The organism is Bifidobacterium santillanense (genome assembly GCF_018555385.1).
GTDB classification, from domain to species: Bacteria; Actinomycetota; Actinomycetes; order Actinomycetales; family Bifidobacteriaceae; genus Bifidobacterium; species Bifidobacterium santillanense.
This window is the reverse complement of record NZ_JAFEJS010000001.1, coordinates 573,624-594,951: the sequence shown is the minus strand read 5'-3', so window position 1 is coordinate 594,951 and position 21,328 is coordinate 573,624. Positions and strand designations below refer to the sequence as shown.

Below are 21,328 nucleotides of genomic sequence, written 5' to 3'. Positions count from 1 at the left end.
CGCCGACGGGGCGGGCGACGGGTTGCGGTTGGGGGGGGGGCGGGCGGCGCGTCGGCGGACTACTCGCGCACGAGACGGATGTGCTCGACGTCGTCGCGCTTCGACTTGCGGTAGAGGGTGAAGCGGTTGCCGATGGTCTGCACGACCTCGGCGCCCAGCTGGCCGGCGAGCTTCTCCGCGGCCTCCTTGGCGTCGAGTCCGGAGCCGTCCTGCACGCTGATCTTCACCAGCTCGCGCTTGTTGAGCGTCTCGCTGGTCTGCTTGACGAGGGCGTCGGTGATGTCGTTCTTGCCGATGTTGATGAGCGGCTTGAGGGTGTTCGCCATGCCGCGCAGCTGCTTGGTCTGCTTCTTGGTCAGTGCCATTGGTGTGCTCTCCTTGTCACGTTTTCGTTCCGTCGTATTGTACCGGTCGCGCCGGAAGGCCGGCCGCGTCAGGCGGCCAGCGCCTTCCTGATGCGGTTGAGGCTGGCGGGCTTCGGGGTGCCGAGCTCCTGCGCCCACAGGCTCACGTAGAACTCCTCGAGCATCCAGCGCGCCGTGACGGCCCGCTTCATCATCCGTTCGTGCGAGGGGCCCGCCGGTTCGGCCTTGGCCGCGGCCATCGCCTTGCCGACGAGCTGCCTCGCCTCGTCGGCCTCCCACGCCCAGCGCACGTCGCGGTTCTTGTCCTGCTTCGCCTTGTTCAGGCGCATGAGGTCCGCGTGCAGGTAGCGGTCGATCGACCTGAGCGACTCCGGGGGAGCGGCGCCCACGAATCCGGGGAACACGAGCGTCGCGATGTGCTCGCGGATCGACTGCAGGACCGAGAGCATCGGCAGGTCCGCCTTGCCCGAGACGGCCTTGTCGACCTCCGCGTAGCGTTTGAGGATCGCGATGACGTCGTGCGCCACCTGATAGACCGTGTCCTCGTACACCTCACGCACGTCGAGCACCGCGTTCGCCAGCGCCTCGTCGTCGGGCAGCCTGTCGACGTCCGGCAGCAGACGCTTGACCGCGGCGAGCTGCAGGTCCTCGACGAGGGCCTTCGTCGACTGGTACGGGGCGGAGGCGAGCATCAGCGCCTCGGCGCCGAGCCATCGCGACGAGACGCGCTCGGCGGGCAGCCGCAGGGCGTCCAACGCGCCGCGCCAGAGCATCGAGGCACGCGACTCGGTGGTTGCGCCGGCCTTGTGCAGCAGGTCGGCGCGTTGGACGAGCCTGCCCGCGTCGCCGGCCTGATCGGCCTGCCTGCGCACCATCTGGCGCGCCGAGGCCTTGGCCTCCTCGGCGAACTTCACCTGCAGGGCCTTGAGGTCCTTGGAGCGGCCGAACGTTTTCACCTGCGCCTTGCCGCGCCTGCCGGGCCTGCCGTGCCCGGCCGTGCGCTCCTCGACGACGAACGTCATCCTCAGATACGGCTGCAGACGCTCGACGAGCTCCGGTCCCAGCACCTCGGGGTGTATCTGCGCGCCCATCACGGCGATGGCCGCCTGCGTGAACACGTGGGCCAGATCCGGCCATGCGGTCGCGCCGTCCGGTGGCGTATTCGGCTTGCGCATGTCGCCCGAGCCGGGCAGGTCCGGGTAGTGCTCGTCGATCCACGCGCGGATCTTCCTGGCGGCGTCCGGCGCGGGCACGAACTGCACGCGCAGCTGCTTCGGGAGCGCCTTGATCATCGCCAGGATCAGTTCGTCCAGCAGGCCCGGCACGTTCCAGGTGAACTGCTCGGGCAGGATGCGCGAGAGGGTCTTGAGCGGCACGTGCACGGTCACGCCGTCGTTCTCGTCGGTCGGATCGTAGATGTAGCTGAGCCTCAGGTCGATCGGCTGGCCGTCGGTGCCGACCGTGTGCCAGTGATCCGGGTAGTCGTCGAGGCTCACCGCGTCGGTCGTCTGCAGACGCTCGACCTTGCTCGGATCGAAATCCAGCAGCTTCGGGTTCTCGTCGTGGGCGTCCTTCCACCACTTCGCCAGCGCGGCCACGGAGGTCACGTCGTTCGGGACGACGGCGTTGTAGAAGTCGAACAGATCCTCGTCGGAGACCGTCTCGGCGATCTGCCTCGTGCGGTTCGCGTCGTCCGCGGCCTCCTCGAGGAGCTTGAGGTTCCGGGACACGAACTCGTCGTAGCTGAAACGCTGCTGGATGTCGCCCTCCACCAGGCCCTGGCGGATCAGGAAGTCGCGCGCCTCGGGCGGGTTGATGCGGCCCCACTGCACGGTGCGGTCCTGCACGATCGGCAGACCGTACAGCAGCACGCGCGCCGTGGCGACGGCCGAACCGCGCGAGCCGGACCAGTGCGGCTCGGCATACGTCGTGCGTGTGAGCGAGCCGGCCAGCGGTTCGGCCCACGCCGGGTCGATGGCCGCCGAATAGCGGGCCCACAGACGCGAGGTCTCCACCAGTTCGGTCGACATCACCCAGCTCGGCGTGGTCTTGGCGACCGCGGAGGCGGGAAACAGCGCGAAATGCGTGCCGCGCGCGCCCAGATAGTCGTTCTTCGACATCTTCTGCGCGCGCTTGAGCGCCTTCGCCCGCGCCGCGCCCTTGAGGTTGGCGTAGTCGGAGGCCTTCGGCTCGCGGATCACCTGCATGCCCATCATCGACAGCAGTCCGGCGAGCATCGACTTGTGGATCCCGTCGGCGTCCCATGCGCAGCACAGCGAATGCGCCGCCTGCTGGTTGATCGGCAGCTGGCGGATCTCGAGCCCCGCGCGCGTGGAGGGCAGGGGGTCGCCCACCTTGAACTTCATCTCGCGGCACATCTGGCGCAGCTGGGCGACCAGATCCTTCCACTGGCGCATGCGCAGCCAGCTGAAGTACTCGGTCTTGCAGATGCGGCGCAGCGCGTTGTTGCTCGGCTCGCCGTCCGCCTGGAACACGCGGTCCCAGATGTTCAGGGCCGTCAGATAGTCGCTGGTCTGGTCCGCGTAGCGGTTGTGGATGCGGTCCGCCTCCTCGCGCTTGTCGTCCGGGCGCTCGCGCGGGTCCTGCAGGCTCAGGAACGCGACGACCACCAGCACGGCCGCCAGCGTGTTCGGCGACGCGGTCTTCGCGGCCTCGATGATCATGCGGCCGAGCCTCACGTCGATCGGGATGCGCGCCAGCTGCCGGCCGATGTGCGTCAGGGTCACCTCGCCGCGGTGGCGGGCCACGGCCTTGAGCTCGGTGAGCTCGTTGAAGCCGTCCGAGACGGCCTTCATGTCCGGCGGGTCGATGAATCCGAAGCGCGTCACGTCCTCGGCGGTGCGGGCCACGCCCACCGAGAGCATGTGCAGCACCACCGCGCCCAGCGAGGTCCTGAGGATCTCCGGCTCGGTGAAGCGCGGACGCGTCTCGTAGTCCTCGCGCGAGTACAGGCGGATCGCGATGCCGTCGGCCACACGGCCGCATCGGCCGCTCCTCTGGTCGGCGCTCGCCTGGCTGATCGGCTCGATCGGGAGCCTCTGCACCTTCGCGGTCTTCGAATAGCGCGAGATGCGCGCGGTGCCCGGATCCACCACGTAGCGGATGCCCGGCACGGTCAGCGACGTCTCGGCCACGTTCGTGGCGATGACGATGCGCTGGTGCGTGTGCGATTCGAACACCCTGTGCTGGTCCGCGGCGGACAGACGCGCGAACAGCGGCATGATCTCGATCGCGTCGGGACGGCGCATGTCGTCGGCGCGCGGTCCGTAGTGGTGGCGCAGAGCCGCCTCGAACTCGTGGATGTCGCGCTCGCCCGAGGCGAACACGAGGATGTCGCGGGGCCCCCGCTCGTGCGAGGAGTGGATCACCAGCTCGGCGCAGGCGCGCGCCACAGCCGTGGGCATGTCGGTGATCGAGTCGTCGGCGAACCGCGAGTTCGCGTTGCCGCCGCGCCCGCCGCGGCCCGAATCCGACCCGTCGCCGGCGATCGCGTTGGCCAGCTCCTCGTAGTCGGCGTCGCCGGGCCGGGCGCCCGTCGCGAAGCCGGGCACCTCGCGCATCAGCGCGGGTGCGGTGCCGAGCGGCTCGTAGACGACCTGCACCGGATAGGTGCGGCCCGACACCTCGATGACCGGCACCTTCTCGTGCAGCGCCTCCTCGAAGTGGCGCTGGAACTTCTCCGAATCGATGGTCGCGGAGGTGATGACGAGCTTGAGGTCGCGCCGCTTGGGCAGCAGGGCCGTGAGGTACCCGAGCAGGAAGTCGATGTTGAGGCTGCGCTCGTGCGCCTCGTCGATGATGATCGTGTCGTAGCGGCTGAGCTTCGGGTCGCGCTGGATCTGCGCGAGCAGGATGCCGTCGGTGACGACCCTCAGACGCGTGTTCGGCGAGCTCTCGTCGGTGAAGCGCACCTGATAGCCGATCTCGTCGCCGAGACGCACGCCCATCTCCGAGGCGATGCGCTCGGCGACGGTGCGCGCCGCGATGCGCCTCGGCTGCGTGTGCACGATCTGTCTGCCGTGCGATCCCCGCCCGAGCTCCAGCAGGATCTTCGGCAGCTGCGTGGTCTTGCCCGAGCCGGTCTGGCCGGAGACGATGACCACCTGGGATGAACGGACGGCCCGCGCGATGTCGTCGCGCGCGGCGGAAACCGGCAGTTCGGACGGATATTCGAAACGCATTCCCTTGACTTCCCGCCCCGTCACGGGGCTGTGACGGACCCTCCGTCCGTCTGGACACCACTAGTTATTTCGCAAAACCTCAATGATACGGAAGCCCTTGGAGCTTGCGTACTTGGACACCTCGAAGCCGTCGCCGAGCGCCTCGTCCAGCCACGGGATCAGCGAGTCGGAGCCGAGGTTCCTCTGCACGACCAGATAGGCGGCGCCGTTCGGCTTGAGCCGCGGCAGCCACGTCATGAGCAGCGTGTGCAGCGCCTCCTTGCCGATGCGGATCGGCGGGTTCGACCAGATCAGGTCGAACGTCCGGCCGGCGTCGATCGTCTCGCAGAACGCCGGCTGACGGTCCCCGGGCAGCGGCGCGCCGGACTCGTCGACCTGCGTGACGTGGACGCGGTCCAGTCCGTTCGATGCGGCGTTGGCGTGCGTGAGGTCCAGCGCGCGCTCGTTGACGTCGACCGCCCACACGTCGGCCTCGGGCGACTCGAACGCCAGCGTGAGGGCGATCGGCCCCCAGCCGCAGCCGAGATCGAGGAAGTCGCCGGCCTCGGGCGGCTCGGGGGCGTGCCTGAGCAGCACGGAGGTGCCGAGATCCACGCGCGAGGCGGAGAACACGCCGTTCGAGACCTGCACGGCCGCCTCATGGCCGCGCAGGGTCGCCTTGAGCGTGCGGCGCACGTCCTTCGACGAGGGTTCGGCCGAGAAATACTGTTCCGTCATGATGCTCTCCATGTTCTCCGTATAATGTCGTGCGTTCGTATAATAAGGAACCATAGTTCAATCGTGATACCACGCAACGCGTGAAAAAGAGGTGGCCTTGACCCGCAGCGCCGAATCCATGCAGATGCCCGAAGACGACGTCGAGGGGGGCGTGCTCGCCGAAGCGTCGGAGGTCCTCATCGACGACAACGGCGGAGCCGAGTGGGAGCAGACCCACGACGAGGCGTGGGAGGAGCGCGAGTCGCGCAATCAGCTCAAGCACGTCGCGGGACTCGGCGAGCTCGAGGACGTCACCGAGGTCGAATACCGCAAGGTGCGTCTCGAACGCGTCGTGCTCGTGGGCGTGTGGTCGTCCGCCGTCACCACGCAGGCCAAGGCCGAGGAATCCCTGAGGGAGCTCGCCGCGCTCGCCGAGACCGCCGGCGCGGTCGTGTGCGACGGTCTGCTCCAGCACCGCTCCCGTCCCGACGCCGCCACCTACGTCGGCTCCGGCAAGGCGAAGGAGATCGCCGACATCGTCGCGCGCGAGGAGGCCGACACGATCGTCGTCGACGACGATCTGCCGCCGAGCCAGCGCCGAGGACTCGAGGACGCGGCCAAGGTCAAGGTCGTCGACCGCACGGCCGTGATCCTCGACATCTTCGCCCAGCACGCCACCAGCCGCGAGGGCAAGGCGCAGGTGGAGCTCGCCCAGCTCGAATACATGCTTCCGCGACTGCGCGGCTGGGGCGGTTCGCTGTCCCGTCAGGCCGGCGGCCGCGCGGCCGGCGACGCGGGCATCGGCTCGCGAGGACCGGGCGAGACGAAGATCGAGATGGACCGCCGCGTCATCCGCACGCGCATCGCGCGCCTGAGGCGTCAGATCCGCGAGATGGCTCCCGCGCGCGAGGTCAAGCGCGGCTCGCGCCGCCGCTACGGCCTGCCCACGATCGCGGTGGTCGGCTACACCAACGCCGGCAAGTCGTCCCTGACCAACCGTCTGACCGGCTCCGCGGAGCTGGTCGAGAACGCGCTGTTCGCCACGCTCGACACCGCCGTGCGCCGCGCCAAGGCGAAGGACGGGCGCCTGTACGCCTACGTCGACACGGTCGGGTTCGTGCGCCGTCTGCCCACCCAGCTGGTCGAGGCGTTCAAGTCCACGCTGGAGGAGGTCGGCGACGCCGACGTGATCCTGCACGTCGTCGACGGCTCCCACCCCGACCCGTTCTCCCAGATCGACGCGGTCAACGAGGTGCTCGCCGACATCGAGGGCGCCGAGTCGATCCCGCGCATCCTCGTGTTCAACAAGGCCGACCGCTGCGACCAGGCGACGCTCGAGCGCCTCGCCGCGCTCGAGCCGGACGCGCACATCGTCTCCGCGTTCTCCGGCCGTGGGGTGGACGGGCTGCGCGCCGCGGTCGAGGCGCTGCTGCCCAAGCCCGGCGTCCACGTCGAGGCGCTGCTGCCGTACTCGGCGGGCGCGCTGCTGTCGCAGGTGCGCGAGTACGGCAGCGTCGAGAGCGTCGAGTGGCTGGGCGAGGGCGTGAGGATCGTGGCCGATGTGGACAGCCGTCTCGCCGCGCGCGTGGTGGAGAGCGCCATCGGCTGATGCGCCGCCCGGCGTTCGCGTGTGCGCGTCCGGCAGCGGTTGACGAAATGTCAATGTGAGTTTGGCCACATTGGTGCGACAATATCTATGTGAGCGCTAACAGACCAATGTTCGCAACGATTTTCAATGCGTGTCGATGCCGGTGAAGTCACGTTGTCGGAGTACATTGAAAGTCGTTGGTTGAATGATGTCCGCACAACGGGCATCGACTCTACAGAGAGGTTCATGAACATGGCAGAATTGGTCAACAAGCCCACGAAGCTCGCGGTCATCGGCGCCGGCGCCGTCGGCTCCACCCTTGCCTTCGCGGCCGCCCAGCGTGGCATCGCCCGTGAGATCGTCCTCGAGGACATCGCCAAGGAGCGCGTCGAGGCCGAGGTGCTCGACATGCAGCACGGCTCCAGCTTCTACCCGACCGTCTCCATCGACGGCTCCGACGATCCGGAGATCTGCCGCGACGCCGACATGGTCGTCATCACCGCCGGCCCGCGTCAGAAGCCGGGTCAGTCCCGCCTCGAGCTCGTCGGCGCCACCGTCAAGATCCTCCAGGCCATCATCCCGAACCTGGTCAAGGTCGCCCCGAACGCCATCTACATGCTGATCACCAACCCGGTCGACATCGCCACGCACGTCGCCCAGAAGATCTCCGGCCTGCCGGAGAACCAGGTCTTCGGCTCCGGCACCAACCTGGACTCCGCCCGTCTGCGCTTCCTGATCGCGCAGCAGACCGGCGTCAACGTCAAGAACGTCCACGCCTACATCGCCGGCGAGCACGGCGACTCCGAGGTCCCGCTGTGGAACTCCGCCACCATCGGCGGCGTCCCGATGCTCGACTGGACCCCGCTGCCGGGCCACGCTCCGCTCGACGCCGCCGTCCGCGAGCAGATCCACCAGGACGTCAAGAACGCCGCCTACAAGATCATCAACGGCAAGGGCGCGACCAACTACGCCATCGGCATGTCCGGCGTCGACATCATCGAGGCCGTCCTCAAGGACTCCAACCGCATCCTGCCGGTGTCCTCCATGCTCAAGGACTTCCACGGCATCTCCGACGTGTGCATGTCCGTCCCGACCCTCATCAACCGTTCCGGCGTCAACACCGCCATCAACACCCCGGTCTCCGACGACGAGCTCGCCGCCCTCAAGCGCTCCGCCGAGACGCTGAAGGAAACCGCCGCCCAGTTCGGCTTCTGATCGAAAGCGGCGCCGCACGGAGCGCCTTCGTCCCCGCCCGAGACTCGACGTACCGCCGTACGCCTTCGCCTCGGGCGGCGACGAATTCGCACGCGTGCCACACCGCTTTCGCCGATAGGGTGCTGAATGCGAATACGCGAAAGCCTCCGATTCTTCATGGATCGGAGGCTTTGCCGTATGTGCGGGGCGATGCGTGTGCGATGCCGCGCTGTCGGGCGCGGGCGGCATCAGTGCGGATCGCCGTTCCTCGGCGCGCGCCAGGCGCTTACGCCCAGCACCAGCAGCGAGACGACGTTCAATGCGTCGCTGATCCATTCGATGTCGGGGATGCCGAGCGGGCCGATGCGCTCGATGGGGGCGTACCGCATGCCGATGGACAGCCAAGCCAGCACGCAGATCGTGACGGACAGCACGACGAACGTCCGCGGGTATCCCCGCGACAGACGGACGAACAACGGTATGGTGCAGCCGAGCAGACACCACAGCGCGAACCACGTGTATCTGCCCAACGGCAGATGCAGCTGCTCCGCCTCACTCATCCCTCCGGTCCAATGCGTACCCAGCGTCAGGACCATGACGCCGAGCAGATAACCGATCCAGGAACACACCCATCGCATCATTGCGCTCACACTCCCGTCATTCATCCCGCCGACAGCGTCGCCGCCGCCCACGACATCGTGATGATGCCACTGTCCCACATGGCCACGGTCCATGCAATCAGGATTCAAGAAAAACCGGATATCCGAAAACGGCGCCGCACGGGGCGGGTACCATATCCCGTATGGGACACGACGGCAACGAGGCTCTCCGGAAGGTTCGCATCGGCATATTGGACAACGACGCCTGCGCATTGGCGATGATGGACCTGCTCATCCGGCACGGCGATCCGGACATGGACGTCATATGGAGGGAGACCCGGCCGCAGCGGTTCATGGAACGCATCATGTTCGACGCGTTTCAGCCGGACGTCGCCATCCTCGATCTGTCGCTGAACGGCATATCGGGCGTGGACGTCTGCCGGGAGATACGCAGGCGTTCGGCGACCATGAACGTCATAGGGGTGACCGCATACCCCCTTGACCGGTATCGGCAGCCGCTCATCGAGGCGGGGGCGCAGGCGCTGGTGGGCAAGGACGCCGTCGGCACGCCGGCGTTCATCCGCATGCTGCATGCGTTGTCCCGCGATGACGGTCGGCCGCTCGACGAGGGATTCCCGTCGCCGCGCGAGGCGTATGCCCGACTGCGGCAGGCGCCGGAGGAGCCCGTCGTCTCGCGACGCGAGCTCGACGTGCTCGCCCTGTACGCGCAGGGGCTGACCACGAAGGAGATCGCCTCCCGTCTGAACATATCCATCGGCACGGTGCAGTCCCATACCAGCCACGCCGCGCACAAGCTGGGCGTGCGTCAACGGTTCGAGGCCATCCGCGCCTGCCGTCAGCGGCATCTCATCTGAACGGCCGGATCATGGGAATTCGCATGCCGCACGATGCCGCGGGCCGTCGATGGATATATGCGCCGATTCTGGCGTGCGCCGTCGTCTATCTGCTCTCCATCCCCGCGATGAGGATCGCCTATTCGCCGATGCAGGTCGCACTGCTCATCGGCGCCGGCTGCGCGTTGTGCGTCATGGTGCCGTATCCCGTGGTCGGCGGCTGGCTGACGCTCGTCTCATGGGGCGTCGGCGTCTTCCCGGCATCCACCGCGATCCTGCCCGAAGGATATTTCGCGGCATGCCTGCTGGCGGTCGGGATACTCGGCTATCGCGATCTCGGCCAAGGGGCGTCGGCGTCCGTCGTCATCGGCCTGATATCGTTCATGTCGCGGGTCATGGCCGCGGGCGGATGGCCGTCCATGACGGGCGCGGGCATGATGGCGATATCCGCCATTCCCATTCGGGGCTCGCCCGCTACGCCGGGGAGCTCGAACGGCGCGGCGGTTCGCTGCACGTGTCTCGGGAGGACGGCCGTTGGTCCATGGAGGCCGTCGTCGTCCGGTAGGCGCGGATTCGCGCGCCTCGGCTCACTTGCCGTCGCCGGCGTGCATCTCGGCGTCGGAGGGGGAGCGGTAGCCCTCGGGTTCGAGCTGGAAGGTGGTGTGGGGGACCGAGACGGGGAAGTGCTCGCGCAGGCAGTCCTGCAGCTGCTCGAGGATGTCCGCCGCCTGCTCCATCGTCAGCCCCCGCTCGACCACCACATGCGCCATGAGGATCGGCATGCCGGTGGACACCGTGCTCGCATGCAGGTCGTGCACCGCCACCACGTGCGGGACCTGCTCCAGGTGCTCGCGCACCTTGTCGAGATCCAGCCCCTCCGGTGTCTCCTCGAGCAGGACCCGCACCGCGTTGTGCAGCAGCTTCACCGCGCGCGGGATCATCATCAGGGCGATCACGCCGCCGGCCACCGCGTCGAAGCCGTGCCAGCCGGTCGACATCATCACGAGGGCGGAGAGGACCACCGCCACCGAGCCCAGCGCGTCGTTCATCACCTCGAGGAACGCGGCGCGCATGTTCATGTTGTCGCCGCGCTGCGAGGCGAGGATGAGGATCGACGCCACGTTCGCCGCGAGGCCGAGGACGCCGACGAACAGCAGCAGGTTCACGTCCTCGATGCCGTCGGCCGCGCCGCCGAACAGACGCATGCCGGCCTCCACCAGCGCGTAGACGCCGACGATCAACAGCACGATCGCGCCGGCCGCCGCCGTCAGCACCTCGAGACGCGCCCAGCCCCATGTACGGTGGCTGTTCGGCTTGCGGCGCATCAGGATCGCCGTCACGGTCGAGGCGATCAGCACCGACATGTCGGTGAGCATATGGCCGGCGTCCACCAGCAGCGCCAGCGAACCGGTGACGAAGGCCGCGACCACCTCGACGACGAACACCGTTCCCGTGACCGCCAGCGTGGCCGTCAGTCTGTGCTGATGCGCCCTGGATCCGCTCGCCTGCATCGGCGTCGGCGCGTGCGTGTGTGCCATGTCCTCATGCCTCCATGCGATCCGGCCGGCCGGTCGACCCGACCCGGTGATGAGACCGCTTCTCAGTACCATTAGCGTTTCGCCCCGGAAACGCGAAAACCCCGGACGAACCGGGGTTTTCGCATCACTGGGAGGCCCAGTGTATCACAGCTTGCGCAGCACGGTCACGACCTTGCCCATGATCGTGGCGTGCGTGCCGTCGATCGGCGCGTACGACGGGTTGTGCGGGATCAGCCACAGACGGTCCCGCTCCCTGCGGTAGGTCTTCACCGTGGCCTCGCCGTCGAGCAGGGCCGCGACGATGTCGCCGTTGACGGCGTCCGGCTGTTCGCGCACCACCACGAAGTCGCCGTCGCAGATGGCGGCGTCGATCATCGAATCGCCGTGCACCTCCAGCATGAACAGCCTGCCGCCCGACCCCGTAAGCCGCTCGGGCAGACGCATCACGTCGTCGACGTGCTGTTCGGCGGTGATCGGCGCGCCGGCGGCGATGCGTCCCACCAGCGGCACGTCGCGCGACTCCAGCACCGACTGAGGCTCCTCGGGCGCGGGGAAACGGTAGATGACGGCCGTGCCGTCCGGTGCGGCGGCGCCGCCGTCCTCGACGGGTTCGACGGTGCGTGCGGGGGAGACCGGCGCGTGGATGCGGGGCGATCCGCCGTCCGCGCCGTCCGCCGGACGCAGGATCTCGATCGCACGGCCCTTGTTCGCGTTGAGGCGGATGTAGCCCCTGTCCGCCAGCACCTGCAACTGGTGCTTGACCGACGAGGGGCTCTTGAGCCCCGCCGCCTCGCCGATGTCGCGGAAGGACGGCGCGAAACCGCGCTCGCTCTGATACGACGTGATGGCCTCGAGGATGCGGCGCTGGCGGTCCGTGAGCGGCTTGGCGGCCGTGCGCGCGCCACGCGGGCTGAACGGGATGGTGCTCATGGGAGTCGGGCTCCTTTCTTGATCAGACCAGCATATCAAACATTTGTTCGAAAGAACGCGTGTTCGACGCCGGCGGGTCGGATCGGCGCGCGCACCGCCGTTCGGCGATCTTCGCGGGTCACGGTATGGTGGGGTCCATGCATTGCCCTTACTGTCATCATGCCGAAACCAAGGTCGTGGAGACCCGTGTCAGCGAGGACGGCTACTCCATCCGGCGCCGTCGCATGTGCCTGCACTGCCACAAGCGCTTCACCACGTTGGAGACCACCACGCTGCTGGTGGAGAAGCGGTCCGGAAGTCTCGAGCCGTTCAACCGAGACAAGGTCATCTCCGGCGTACGCAAGGCCTGTCAGGGCCGCCCGGTGAAGGAGAACGACCTGAAGATGCTCGGCCAGCGCGTCGAGGAGGATCTGCGATCCACGGGCCAGGCCCAGGTCACCTCCGACGAGGTGGGCAAGGCGATCCTCAAGCCCCTGCGCGAGCTCGACGAGGTCGCCTACCTGCGGTTCGCCAGCGTGTACCGGAACTTCGAGAACCTCGACGACTTCCAGGCTGCGATCGACGAGCTCAAGCGCGAGTAGCATGCGGGGGAGGCCACCTCGCCTCCGCCCCGCGGACCATGAACGACGATACGACGAGGGCGGTCCGCCATCCCCGTGATGGGGAGATGGCGGACCGCCCTCCTGCGTCCGTGGCGGATCATCCGTCCGCTGGACCGGTCCGTCAGGAGATCACGCGCATGCGGATCGTGCCCTCGATCGAACGCAGCACCTCGAGCGTCGCGTGCGACGGCTTCTGCGAGACGTCGGTGACCACGTAGCCGAGCTCGCCCTCGGTGCCGAGGGACTGGGCGGCGATGTTGATGTTCTCCTCGCCGAGCACGTGGTTGACGCGGGCCAGCACGCCCGGCAGGTTCGCGTGCAGGTGGGCGATGCGCGTCACGCCGCGGTTGGCGCCGAGGTTGATCTGCGGCAGGTTCACGGACAGGGACGTCGAGCCCTTCTCCCAGTAGTCCTCGAGCCGCTGCGAGACGAAGTGGCCGATCGACTTCTGCGCCTCGAGCGTCGAGCCGCCGATGTGCGGGGTGAGGATCATGTTGTCCTCGTCCGCCAGCGCCGTCTCGAACGGGTCGCCGTTCTTCTTCGGCTCGACGGGGAACACGTCCACGGCCGCGCCGGACAGGTGCCCGGAGTCGAGGTGCTGCTTGAGCGCGCCCAGATCGGCCACGAAGCCGCGCGAGGCGTTGATGAAGATCGCGTCCTGCTTCATGTGCGAGAACTGGTCCTCGCCGAAGAAGCCGGTGTTCGACTTGCGGCCGTCCACGTGCAGCGTCACCGCGTCGGACTGCTCCAGCAGCTCGTTGAGCGTGGCGCAGCGGCGGGCGTTGCCCATCGCCAGCTTCTCCTCGAGGTCGTAGAACACGACGCGCATGCCGAGCGCCTCGGCCAGCACGCTCAGCTGGGAGCCGATGTTGCCGTAGCCGATGATGCCGAGGGTCTTGCCGCGCACCTCGTGCGAGCCGGTGGCGGACTTGTCCCACATGCCGTGCTTGAGATGATGCGTGTGCGCGGGGATGCGGCGCATCAGGCAGATGATGTCGCAGATCACCAGCTCGACCACGGAGCGGGTGTTGGAGTACGGGGCGTTGAACACGGCGATGCCGTTCCTGCCGGCGAAGTCGAGGTCCACCTGGTTGGTGCCGATGCAGAAGCAGCCCACCGCGGACAGGGTCGGACGGGCCTCGAGGACGCGTCTGGTCACGCTCGTCTTCGACCTCACGCCCACGATGTCGACGCCCTCGAGGGCGTCGATCAGCTCGTCCTCGCCCAGCGCGCCCTTGGCCGTGACGACCTCGAAGCCGTGGTCGCGCAGCGACTTGGCCGCGTCGGGGTGAATGTTTTCCAGTAACAGTGCTTTAGGCATGCTTCCCACCTTAGAGTTCCAGGTCCTTTTCGTCCATGGCCGTCCGAACGATGGCCAGACGCTGCGTCGGACGGGTCATCGCCACGTACAGGTCGGCCGCCGCCACGAGCCGGCTCGGCGCCTCCTGATCGATCAGGCCGGGTTCGACCAGCACGACGGCGTCGTATTCGAGGCCCTTGACCTCCTCGGTGCCGCTCACCGTCACCTGGCTGTCCCACGGGTCCTGACCGGCGAGGCGGGAGGCCTCGTCCCCGCCCAGCTTCGCGCGCAGCGCCTCGGCCATCGCCGCGCGCAGCTCGTCGACGAGGCTCTCCGGCGCGATCACCGCCACGCGGCCGGAACCGTCCTTGGCGACGAAGCGGGCGGCCAGCTCGGCCGCGTCGTCGCAGGCCGCCGGGACCAGCTCGTCGCGTCCGGCGACCGTCGTGCGCGAGACCGCGTCGGGGATCCGGCGCACCGCGTGCACGGTGGAGATGTACAGGCCCTGCCCCTCGGCGAACCGGCCCGCCAGGTCGGAGACCTCCTGCGGGTTGCGGTAGTCGATGGTCAGCTCGTTGAGATCCCAGTTGCCGCGGCCGAACAGACGGTTCATCGTCTTGGGCCAGGAGCGGGTGCCGCCGAGCGCGCTGGTCTGCGCCACATCGCCCACGATGGTGAACGAGCGCGACGGGCAGCGGCGCATCAGCATGCGCCAGTCCATCGCGGTGAGCTCCTGCGCCTCGTCGACGACGATGTGGCCGTACACCCACTCGCGGTCGCGTCCGGCGCGCTGCGCGGTCATCTCCACGTCGTCGCCGTTGATCCGGTCGACGAGCATCTGCGAGGTGACCAGACCGTTGCCGATGCCGTTCTGCGCCAGCGTGTCCTGCGCGAACCGCAGCGCCTCGGCCTGCTGGGCCTCCTCGCGGCGGCGCTTCGAGGCGACCTTCGGGTCGTCGCCCAGCAGCTCCAGCGCCTCGTCCAGCAGCGGCACGTCGGAGCGGGTCAGCGGCGAGCCCTTCGGGCGCGTCAGCTCGGCCACGTCCTCGTCGCTCAGCCATGGCGCGTAGCGGCGCAGCTTGGCCGGCTTGGAGAGCATGTCGTCGAGCAGCCAGGGGCCGGTCATCGGCAGCCAGGCGAGGTTGAGCGCCACGCGAACCTTGTCGTTCATGCGCAGCAGCGAGACGGCGCGGTTGATCTCGTCCTGGTCGGGCGTGTAGTCGAGCTGCTCCTCGTAGCGGACGCGCATCGCCGAGATCATCGACTTGACGAACGTCTCGCGCGCCTTGTTGTGCGGCTGGCGGGTGCGGCGGGCGTCGGCCAGCGCCTGCTCGACGTCGACGGCCAGCATCGGCACCGGGATGCCGCTGATCTGCACCGTCGGCAGGTCGCGCGGCACGCGCTGGCGGGCCGTCACCGCGTTGCGAATCGCCGTGGCCATGCGGTGGTCGCCCTTGAGCTGGGCGGCGCGCGGGGAGTCCACGGCCGCGGCGCTCACGCCGGGGATGAGGTCGGCGATGGTGCGGGAGACCACGCCGGTCTCGCCCAGGGAGGGGAGCACCTGGTCGATGTAGTGCAGGAACGCGGAGCTGGGGCCCACCACGAGGACGCCCGCGCGCTCCAGCGTGCGGCGGTGCGTGTACAGCAGGTAGGCGGCGCGGTGCAGCGCCACGGCCGTCTTGCCGGTGCCGGGGCCTCCCTGCACGACCACGGCGCGGCCCATCTCGGAGCGGATGATGTGGTCCTGCTCGGCCTGGATCGTGGCCACGATGTCGGTCATCTTGCCGGTGCGCCTCGAGCTCAGGGACGCCAGCAGCGCGCCCTCGCCGGTGAGCGTGCCGGAGCGGGACGCCTCGCCGACCTGATCGGAGTGCACGTCGAGCACCTCGTCCTCGACCGCCACCACGTCGCGGAAGCTCAGCGTGATGTGGCGGCGCATGACGATGTCGCCGTGGTGCGAGGGAGTGGCCTCGTAGAAGGGACGGGCCGCCTCGGCCCTCCAGTCGGTCAGGATGGGGCGGTGCTCACTGTTCGTCAGTCCGATGCGCCCGATGTAGCGGCGCTTGCCGGCGACGTCATCGAGACGGCCGAACACCAGCCGGTCCTCGACCGCGCGCAGCTGGGCGAGGCGGTCCTCGTACATCGTGGCGAAGGAGTCGCGTTCGGTGCGCTGGGTGGGCGAGCCGTGCGATCCGGCGGCGCGCACCGTGTCAAGACGTTCCCTGGCCTCGGCGCGCAACGCGTCCAGACGGTCGTATGCGCGGCTCACCGCGCGCTGTTCCTCCTCAAGTTGCGAGGCGTAACTCGACATGCTTGTACCGTTTTCCTTTGGTCTGACGGAAAAATTCAAGGTATCCCAATCTACTCCTTCCCCCGAACGAGGCGGGCGACGGGTTCGGGCGCGAAGATGAACTTCGGCTGAATTCGCCGGCGGGGCGCGCGGGGCGGCGCAAAAGCGCGGAAAGTGTGATCGGGTGGGGAAAAATGGGGACATGTGGGGTAAAGTGGGGAAACAGTGTGGCGGCGGTGTGCCTGCAGGCGATCGAAGGAGGTGGGGCGAGTGACCGGCGAGAGCACGAACGGCATGGGAACCGACCCCACCCGTGACGCCGCCGGGACGGGCGCCCAGCCCATGGGAGGCGTCGCGGGGGTGATGGCCGACCTCGGGCTGCCTCCGCTGATGCTCGGCACGTACACGCCGAAGATCGACGCCAAGGGCCGCATGGCCCTGCCCGCCAAGATGCGCGGCCAGCTCGGGCAGGGGCTGGTCATGGCCCGTGGCCAGGAGCGCTGCGTGTATCTGCTGCCGGTGGCCGAGTTCCGCCGCATCGCGATGCAGATCCAGCGCGTCTCCGTGGGCAACAAGGCGGCGCGCGAGTACCTGCGCGTGTTCCTCTCCGGCGCCGTCGACCAGAGCCCGGACAGGCAGGGGCGCGTGCTGGTGCCGCAGATGCTGCGCGACTACGCCCATCTGGGCGACGACATCGTGGTGATCGGCGTGGGCACTCGCGCCGAGATCTGGGATCGCGCCACCTGGGAGGCGTACCTGGCCGAGAAGGAGCAGGACTACGCGAACATCGCCGACGACGTGCTGCCGGAGGTGGAGTTCTGATGGCGCGCGAGCACGACGACACGACCGACATGACCAAGACGACAGCAACGACAACCGCAACGACCGAACGAAACGAGAAGGACGACATGACCGAGACCGACGGACGCGACCTCGCCGCCATCCACCAGCCCGTGCTGCTGGAGGACTGCGTGCGCCTCGTCACCGGCGGCATCGCGGGCCGTGCGCACGCGGATCACGCGCCGACGATCGTCGACTGCACGCTGGGCCTGGCCGGGCACTCCACCGCCTTCCTCAAGGCGGTGCCCGAGGCGCGCCTGGTCGGCATCGACCGCGACGCCGAGGCGCTGGCGCTGGCCACCGAGCGCATGGGGCGCGAGGGGCTCGCCGACCGGTTCATCCCCGTGCACGCCGCCTTCGACGAGTTCTCCGAGGCGCTCGACGAGCACGGCATCGGCCGCATCGACGCCGCCTTCATGGATCTGGGCCTGTCCAGCCTGCAGATCGACGAGACCGACCGCGGTTTCTCCTACTCCCACGACGCGCCGCTGGACATGCGCATGGACGTCAGCCAGCCGCTCACGGCCGAACGGGTGCTCGCCGAGTACGACGAGCGCGCGCTCGTGCGCATCTTCAGGACGTACGGCGAGGAGAAGTTCTCCCGCCAGATCGCGCGCGAGATCGTCGCGCGCCGGGCGACCCGCCCCCTGCGCTCCTCCGCCGAGCTCAACGCGCTGGTCGACGAGGTCGTGCCCAAGGCCCACCGCCCGGCCGGCAACCCCGCCAAGCGCGTCTTCCAGGCGCTGCGCATCGAGGTGAACGGCGAACTGGACAAGCTCGCCCGCACCCTGCCGCAGATCGCCCTGAGGCTGCGCGGCCACGGGCGCATCGTCGTCGAGTCCTACCACTCGCTCGAGGACAAGACCGTCAAGGCGTTCATGGCCCAGGGGCTCGTGGCCGACGTGCCGCCGAACATGCCGGTGGTCCCGCCCGAGGCGCGGCCCTTCTTCCGCGAGCTCACGCGCGGCGCCCTCAAGGCCGACGAGGCCGAGATCGCGTCGAACCCGAGATCCGCGTCCGTGCGTCTGCGCGCGGTGGAGCTCGTCAGACCGATACCGCGCAGATACGCAGAACGCTTCGAAACAGCAATCACATCCGACCGCCAGTATGGGGAGAGGAACTGAACATCATGGCAGCCACAGCACGTTCCCTACGTTCCAACGCAGTGCCGGCCTCGCGCCGTCCCGAGCCCGCGGCCAAGCCGGCCTCGCGCCCCGAGCTGCGCGTCGTCAACGGCGGCCGCGACGACAAGGACGACCTCGTCGCCGGCTTCGGCCGCTTCATGGAGTGGGTGCGCACCCGCTCCGCCCCCACCCTGCACATCATCGTCGCCGTCGTCTTCCTCGCATCCACGCTCATCGGCGCGCTGATGCTGCGCACCCAGATGATCCAGAACGCCTTCGAGGTCTCCTCGATCGAATCCTCGATCAGCCGCCTGACCCAGGACGTGCAGGACGACCAGGCCAAGCTCGACCAGCTGCAGGCCTCCCTGCCGCAGAAGGCCAGCGACATGGGCATGGTCCCGCAGTCCAGCTCCGTGACCATCGATCTGAACGGATACAAGGCCTCCTCGGAGGGCAAGTGATGGGATTCCTCAAGGCGTTCGCGCGCCGGCACGGGCTCGACGCCTTCATGATGCGCTGCCTCGCGATCGGCCTCGTGCTCGCCGTTGTGGCGGGCGCGTGCCTGCTCCAGCTCGCCTTCGTGCAGCTGCTCCAGGGCAGCGCCACCGCGCAGGCGGCCACCGACCTGAGGACCAGCCGCATCACGATCCGCTCCAACCGCGGGCGCATCACCGACACCAACGGGGTGGTGCTCGCGCAGAGCGTCGAACGCTACAACATCATCGGCATCCCGGACGCGGCCAGCGCGTTCACGCCGATCACCTGCGGCTCGCAGAAGGCCAAGTCGTACGGCTACTGCCACCAGATCAAGGGCAAGCCGGTCGGCGCGACGGGCGCCGCGGCCGTGGCCCGCCTCCTGGCGCCGGTCCTCAAGGTCGACGCGCTCGAGCTCGGCGCCAAGCTCAACGGCGACGGCAAGTACCTCGTCATCAAGAAGAACGTGACCCCGGCCGTCAAGCGCAAGATCGACAAGATGGGCCTGACCGGCATCGTCTACGGCGAGCTCAGCAGCGAGCGCGTCTACGCCGAGAACACCCTGCTCGGCTCCCTGCTGGGCGGCGTCAACGACGATGGCGAGGGCGCGGCCGGCCTCGAGCAGAGCCTCAACTCGACCCTCAAGGGCACCGACGGCTACACCGTCTACCAGCGGGGCAACGGCGGCGAGGTCATCCCGGGCACCGTCACCGAGTCCCAGGACGCCGTCGACGGCAAGAACGTGAGCCTGACCATCGACGCCGACGTGGACTGGTACGTCAAGAAGGTCCTGACCGAGGGCGTCTCCAGCTTCCACGCCAAGTGGGGCATCGCCGTGGTCGAGGACTGCCAGACCGGCGAGATCATCGCCCTGGAGGACAGCGACCAGATCCAGGCCGGCTCCGACAAGGCCAAGCTCAACGCCTCGCGCGCCGTGACGGCCACCTTCGAGCCCGGCTCCGTGGGCAAGGTCCCCGCGCTGGCGGCGATCCTGCAGACCGGCGCCCACACCATCAACGACAAGTTCACCGTGCCCTACGAGATCGACTGGAACGGGCAGAAGTTCCACGACTCCACCGAGCACGCCACCATGCAGTGGACCCTCGCGGGCATCCTGCGCAACTCCTCGAACGTCGGCATGGTCATGGCCGGCAAGGACGTCACGCCGCAGGAGCGCTACGACATGCTCACCAAGTTCGGCATCGGCCAGGCCAGCGGCCTGAACCTGCCCGGGGAGACCAACGGCGTGCTCGCCTCGCCGAGCTCCTGGGACGGCCGCACCAAGGACACGGTCCTGTTCGGCCAGGGCTACACCGTCAACGCCCTGCAGCTGACGCGCGCGATCTCCGTCATCGCCAACGACGGCGTCAGCCGCCGCCAGTCGATCATCAAGTCGGTCACCGACGCGGACGGCCACGTCACGAACAAGGTCCACGACGAGGCCACGCGCGTCATCGACGAGCAGTACGCCAAGCAGATCCGCAACGCGATGGAGTCCGTCGGCGAGGAGTACAAGGCCACCGCCGGCGTGGACGGCTACCGCGTCGCCGCGAAGACCGGCACCGCCGAGGTCGCGGGCTCCGACGGCCGCCTGACGTCCATCATCGCCGACTTCGTGGGCATCATCCCCGCCGACAACCCGCGCTTCGTCGTCACCGTGGCCATGCAGGACCCGGACGGCACCTACGGCGGCATCACCTCGGGCTTCCTGTTCGCCAAGATCGGTGAATTCCTTATGCAGAAGTACGAGGTGCCGAATTCGGCCGAGCGCACGGATGCTATCCCGTTGGAGTGGTGAGCGGACGGATACGAGAACGATGAAAGGGACACTATGAGCGCAGTGAGCGAATCCATCATGCAGCGGATGACGCTCGGACACCTCGTCGAGCACTACGGCTGGGATCTCGTGCCGCCGTTCGCCGGGCACGTCACCGTCACCTCGCTCGCCGACGATCCCGACTCGATCGAGCCGGGCGCCCTGTACTACCCGGGGCGGGACATGGACGTCGAGTCGCTGCGCCGTGCGCGCCGCAGCGGCGCGTACGCGGCGATCGTGCCCTCGTCGAACAGGGCGAACCTGCCCGATCCGGACATGCCGCTGCTGTTCGCCGACCCCACGCCCGAGCAGCTGGGCACGCTGGCCTCGCAGATGGCCGGCAACCCCTCCAACACGCTCGCGATCTTCGCGGTCAGCGCGGACACGCCGCAGGAGGGCGTCGCCACGGTCGACAAGCTCGCCAGATTCCTGCACATGCTCGGCAACCCCGTGGGCATCATCAGCGTGGGCGGCTCCTATTCGCTCGAGCGCAAGCTCGATCTCGAGTATCCGCTCGGCATCATCGACCTGCAGCGCACCCTCGCCATCTGCGCGGAGGACGGCGCGGCGGCGGTGGTCATCGCCCTGAACGACCTGACCGTGTCCGCCCACGCGCTCGAATCGGTGAACGTGGACGTGTTCGGCTCGTCGCTGCCGGCCCCCGTCAACGCCGATCGCGCGATGATCGAGCGCATGCAGTCCGAGTACGGCTTCCGCGCCGACGAGCAGATGCGCGTGACCAGCCCCACCGAGGAGTCGGACATGCTCGCCCAGTACGCCACGGAGGGCGACGACCCGGCCGAGCGGGCGCGCCTGTCGCTCGCGATCTCGATGGTGCTCGCCGCCGGCGTGCGCCGCAACAACATCAGGAACGCCCTGCGCGTGGCGGGCGACCTGCAGTAGTCGTGGCCCCGGG

17 protein-coding genes are annotated in these 21,328 nt (G+C 68.5%); 9 read left to right on the top strand and 8 right to left on the bottom strand.

Translation table 11 applies throughout. The annotated features are described in order from the left end of the window. Positions 1 to 59 precede the first annotated feature (59 nt). The 3 genes from JS528_RS02625 to JS528_RS02615 all read right to left on the bottom strand — a co-directional run bounded on the left by JS528_RS02625 (position 60) and on the right by JS528_RS02615 (position 5,284). Positions 60 to 365 carry a YhbY family RNA-binding protein gene (locus tag JS528_RS02625; protein ID WP_214357517.1) on the bottom strand — a complete coding sequence of 102 codons (306 nt, stop codon included), beginning with the start codon at positions 363 to 365 and terminating at the stop codon, positions 60 to 62. Between the two features lie 68 nt (positions 366 to 433). Next, entirely contained in the window at positions 434 to 4,567 is a 4,134-nt protein-coding gene (locus JS528_RS02620) for a DUF3418 domain-containing protein (protein WP_214357516.1), read from the bottom strand. Positions 4,568 to 4,627: 60 nt separating this feature from the next. Further along, positions 4,628 to 5,284 carry a class I SAM-dependent methyltransferase gene (locus JS528_RS02615; RefSeq protein ID WP_214357515.1) on the bottom strand — a complete coding sequence of 219 codons (657 nt, stop codon included), beginning with the start codon at positions 5,282 to 5,284 and terminating at the stop codon, positions 4,628 to 4,630. 118 nt (positions 5,285 to 5,402) lie between these two features. On the opposite strand from JS528_RS02615, the gene hflX reads away from it, so the two are divergent. Both hflX and JS528_RS02605 read left to right on the top strand, forming a co-directional pair. Beyond that, the gene (gene hflX / locus JS528_RS02610; RefSeq protein WP_214357570.1) at positions 5,403 to 6,872 is read left to right on the top strand and encodes a GTPase HflX; all 1,470 of its coding nucleotides are present in this window, start codon (positions 5,403 to 5,405) and stop codon (positions 6,870 to 6,872) included. Between the two features lie 231 nt (positions 6,873 to 7,103). Beyond that, complete coding sequence (locus tag JS528_RS02605) at positions 7,104 to 8,066, top strand: L-lactate dehydrogenase (RefSeq protein ID WP_214357514.1); 963 nt, start codon at positions 7,104 to 7,106, stop codon at positions 8,064 to 8,066. Between the two features lie 227 nt (positions 8,067 to 8,293). On the opposite strand, the gene JS528_RS02600 is transcribed toward JS528_RS02605, so the two are convergent. Then, on the bottom strand, positions 8,294 to 8,674 hold the full coding sequence (locus JS528_RS02600; protein ID WP_214357513.1) for a hypothetical protein: 381 nt from the start codon (positions 8,672 to 8,674) through the stop codon (positions 8,294 to 8,296). 173 nt (positions 8,675 to 8,847) lie between these two features. Between JS528_RS02600 and JS528_RS02595 the strand changes: the two genes are divergently transcribed. Further along, a complete protein-coding gene (locus JS528_RS02595) occupies positions 8,848 to 9,519 on the top strand; it encodes a response regulator transcription factor (RefSeq protein ID WP_214357512.1) in 672 nt (223 codons plus the stop codon). Between the two features lie 566 nt (positions 9,520 to 10,085). Here JS528_RS02595 and JS528_RS02590 read toward each other — a convergent pair. Together JS528_RS02590 and lexA are read right to left on the bottom strand one after the other, a co-directional pair. Further along, positions 10,086 to 11,036, bottom strand: coding sequence for a cation diffusion facilitator family transporter (locus JS528_RS02590; RefSeq protein ID WP_214357511.1), 951 nt, complete (start codon positions 11,034 to 11,036; stop codon positions 10,086 to 10,088). A 144-nt stretch (positions 11,037 to 11,180) separates the two neighbouring features. Further along, positions 11,181 to 11,966: a transcriptional repressor LexA gene (lexA, locus tag JS528_RS02585; protein ID WP_214357510.1), complete on the bottom strand. Its 786-nt coding sequence runs from the start codon at positions 11,964 to 11,966 to the stop codon at positions 11,181 to 11,183. A 137-nt stretch (positions 11,967 to 12,103) separates the two neighbouring features. Between lexA and nrdR the strand changes: the two genes are divergently transcribed. Next, positions 12,104 to 12,547: a transcriptional regulator NrdR gene (gene nrdR / locus JS528_RS02580; protein WP_240541252.1), complete on the top strand. Its 444-nt coding sequence runs from the start codon at positions 12,104 to 12,106 to the stop codon at positions 12,545 to 12,547. A gap of 142 nt (positions 12,548 to 12,689) precedes the next feature. Here nrdR and serA read toward each other — a convergent pair whose 3' ends face one another. After that, on the bottom strand, positions 12,690 to 13,889 hold the full coding sequence (serA, locus tag JS528_RS02575) for a phosphoglycerate dehydrogenase (protein WP_214357508.1): 1,200 nt from the start codon (positions 13,887 to 13,889) through the stop codon (positions 12,690 to 12,692). A 10-nt stretch (positions 13,890 to 13,899) separates the two neighbouring features. Beyond that, the gene (locus JS528_RS02570; RefSeq protein ID WP_214357507.1) at positions 13,900 to 16,179 is read right to left on the bottom strand and encodes a HelD family protein; all 2,280 of its coding nucleotides are present in this window, start codon (positions 16,177 to 16,179) and stop codon (positions 13,900 to 13,902) included. Positions 16,180 to 16,500: 321 nt separating this feature from the next. Here JS528_RS02570 and mraZ point away from each other — a divergent pair, with 321 nt between their 5' ends. The 5 genes from mraZ to JS528_RS02545 all read left to right on the top strand — a co-directional run bounded on the left by mraZ (position 16,501) and on the right by JS528_RS02545 (position 21,315). Then, positions 16,501 to 16,980, top strand: coding sequence for a division/cell wall cluster transcriptional repressor MraZ (gene mraZ, locus JS528_RS02565; protein WP_240541271.1), 480 nt, complete (start codon positions 16,501 to 16,503; stop codon positions 16,978 to 16,980). 86 nt (positions 16,981 to 17,066) lie between these two features. After that, entirely contained in the window at positions 17,067 to 18,122 is a 1,056-nt protein-coding gene (rsmH, locus tag JS528_RS02560) for a 16S rRNA (cytosine(1402)-N(4))-methyltransferase RsmH (RefSeq protein WP_214357568.1), read from the top strand. Between the two features lie 5 nt (positions 18,123 to 18,127). Further along, positions 18,128 to 18,583 carry a cell division protein FtsL gene (ftsL, locus tag JS528_RS02555; RefSeq protein WP_214357506.1) on the top strand — a complete coding sequence of 152 codons (456 nt, stop codon included), beginning with the start codon at positions 18,128 to 18,130 and terminating at the stop codon, positions 18,581 to 18,583. Further along, positions 18,583 to 20,394, top strand: coding sequence for a peptidoglycan D,D-transpeptidase FtsI family protein (locus JS528_RS02550; protein ID WP_214357505.1), 1,812 nt, complete (start codon positions 18,583 to 18,585; stop codon positions 20,392 to 20,394). Before ftsL ends, JS528_RS02550 begins: the two co-directional genes overlap by 1 nt. Positions 20,395 to 20,427: 33 nt before the next feature. Further along, positions 20,428 to 21,315, top strand: a complete 888-nt coding sequence (locus tag JS528_RS02545) for a UDP-N-acetylmuramyl peptide synthase (RefSeq protein ID WP_214357504.1) — start codon at positions 20,428 to 20,430, stop codon at positions 21,313 to 21,315. Positions 21,316 to 21,328 lie beyond the last annotated feature (13 nt).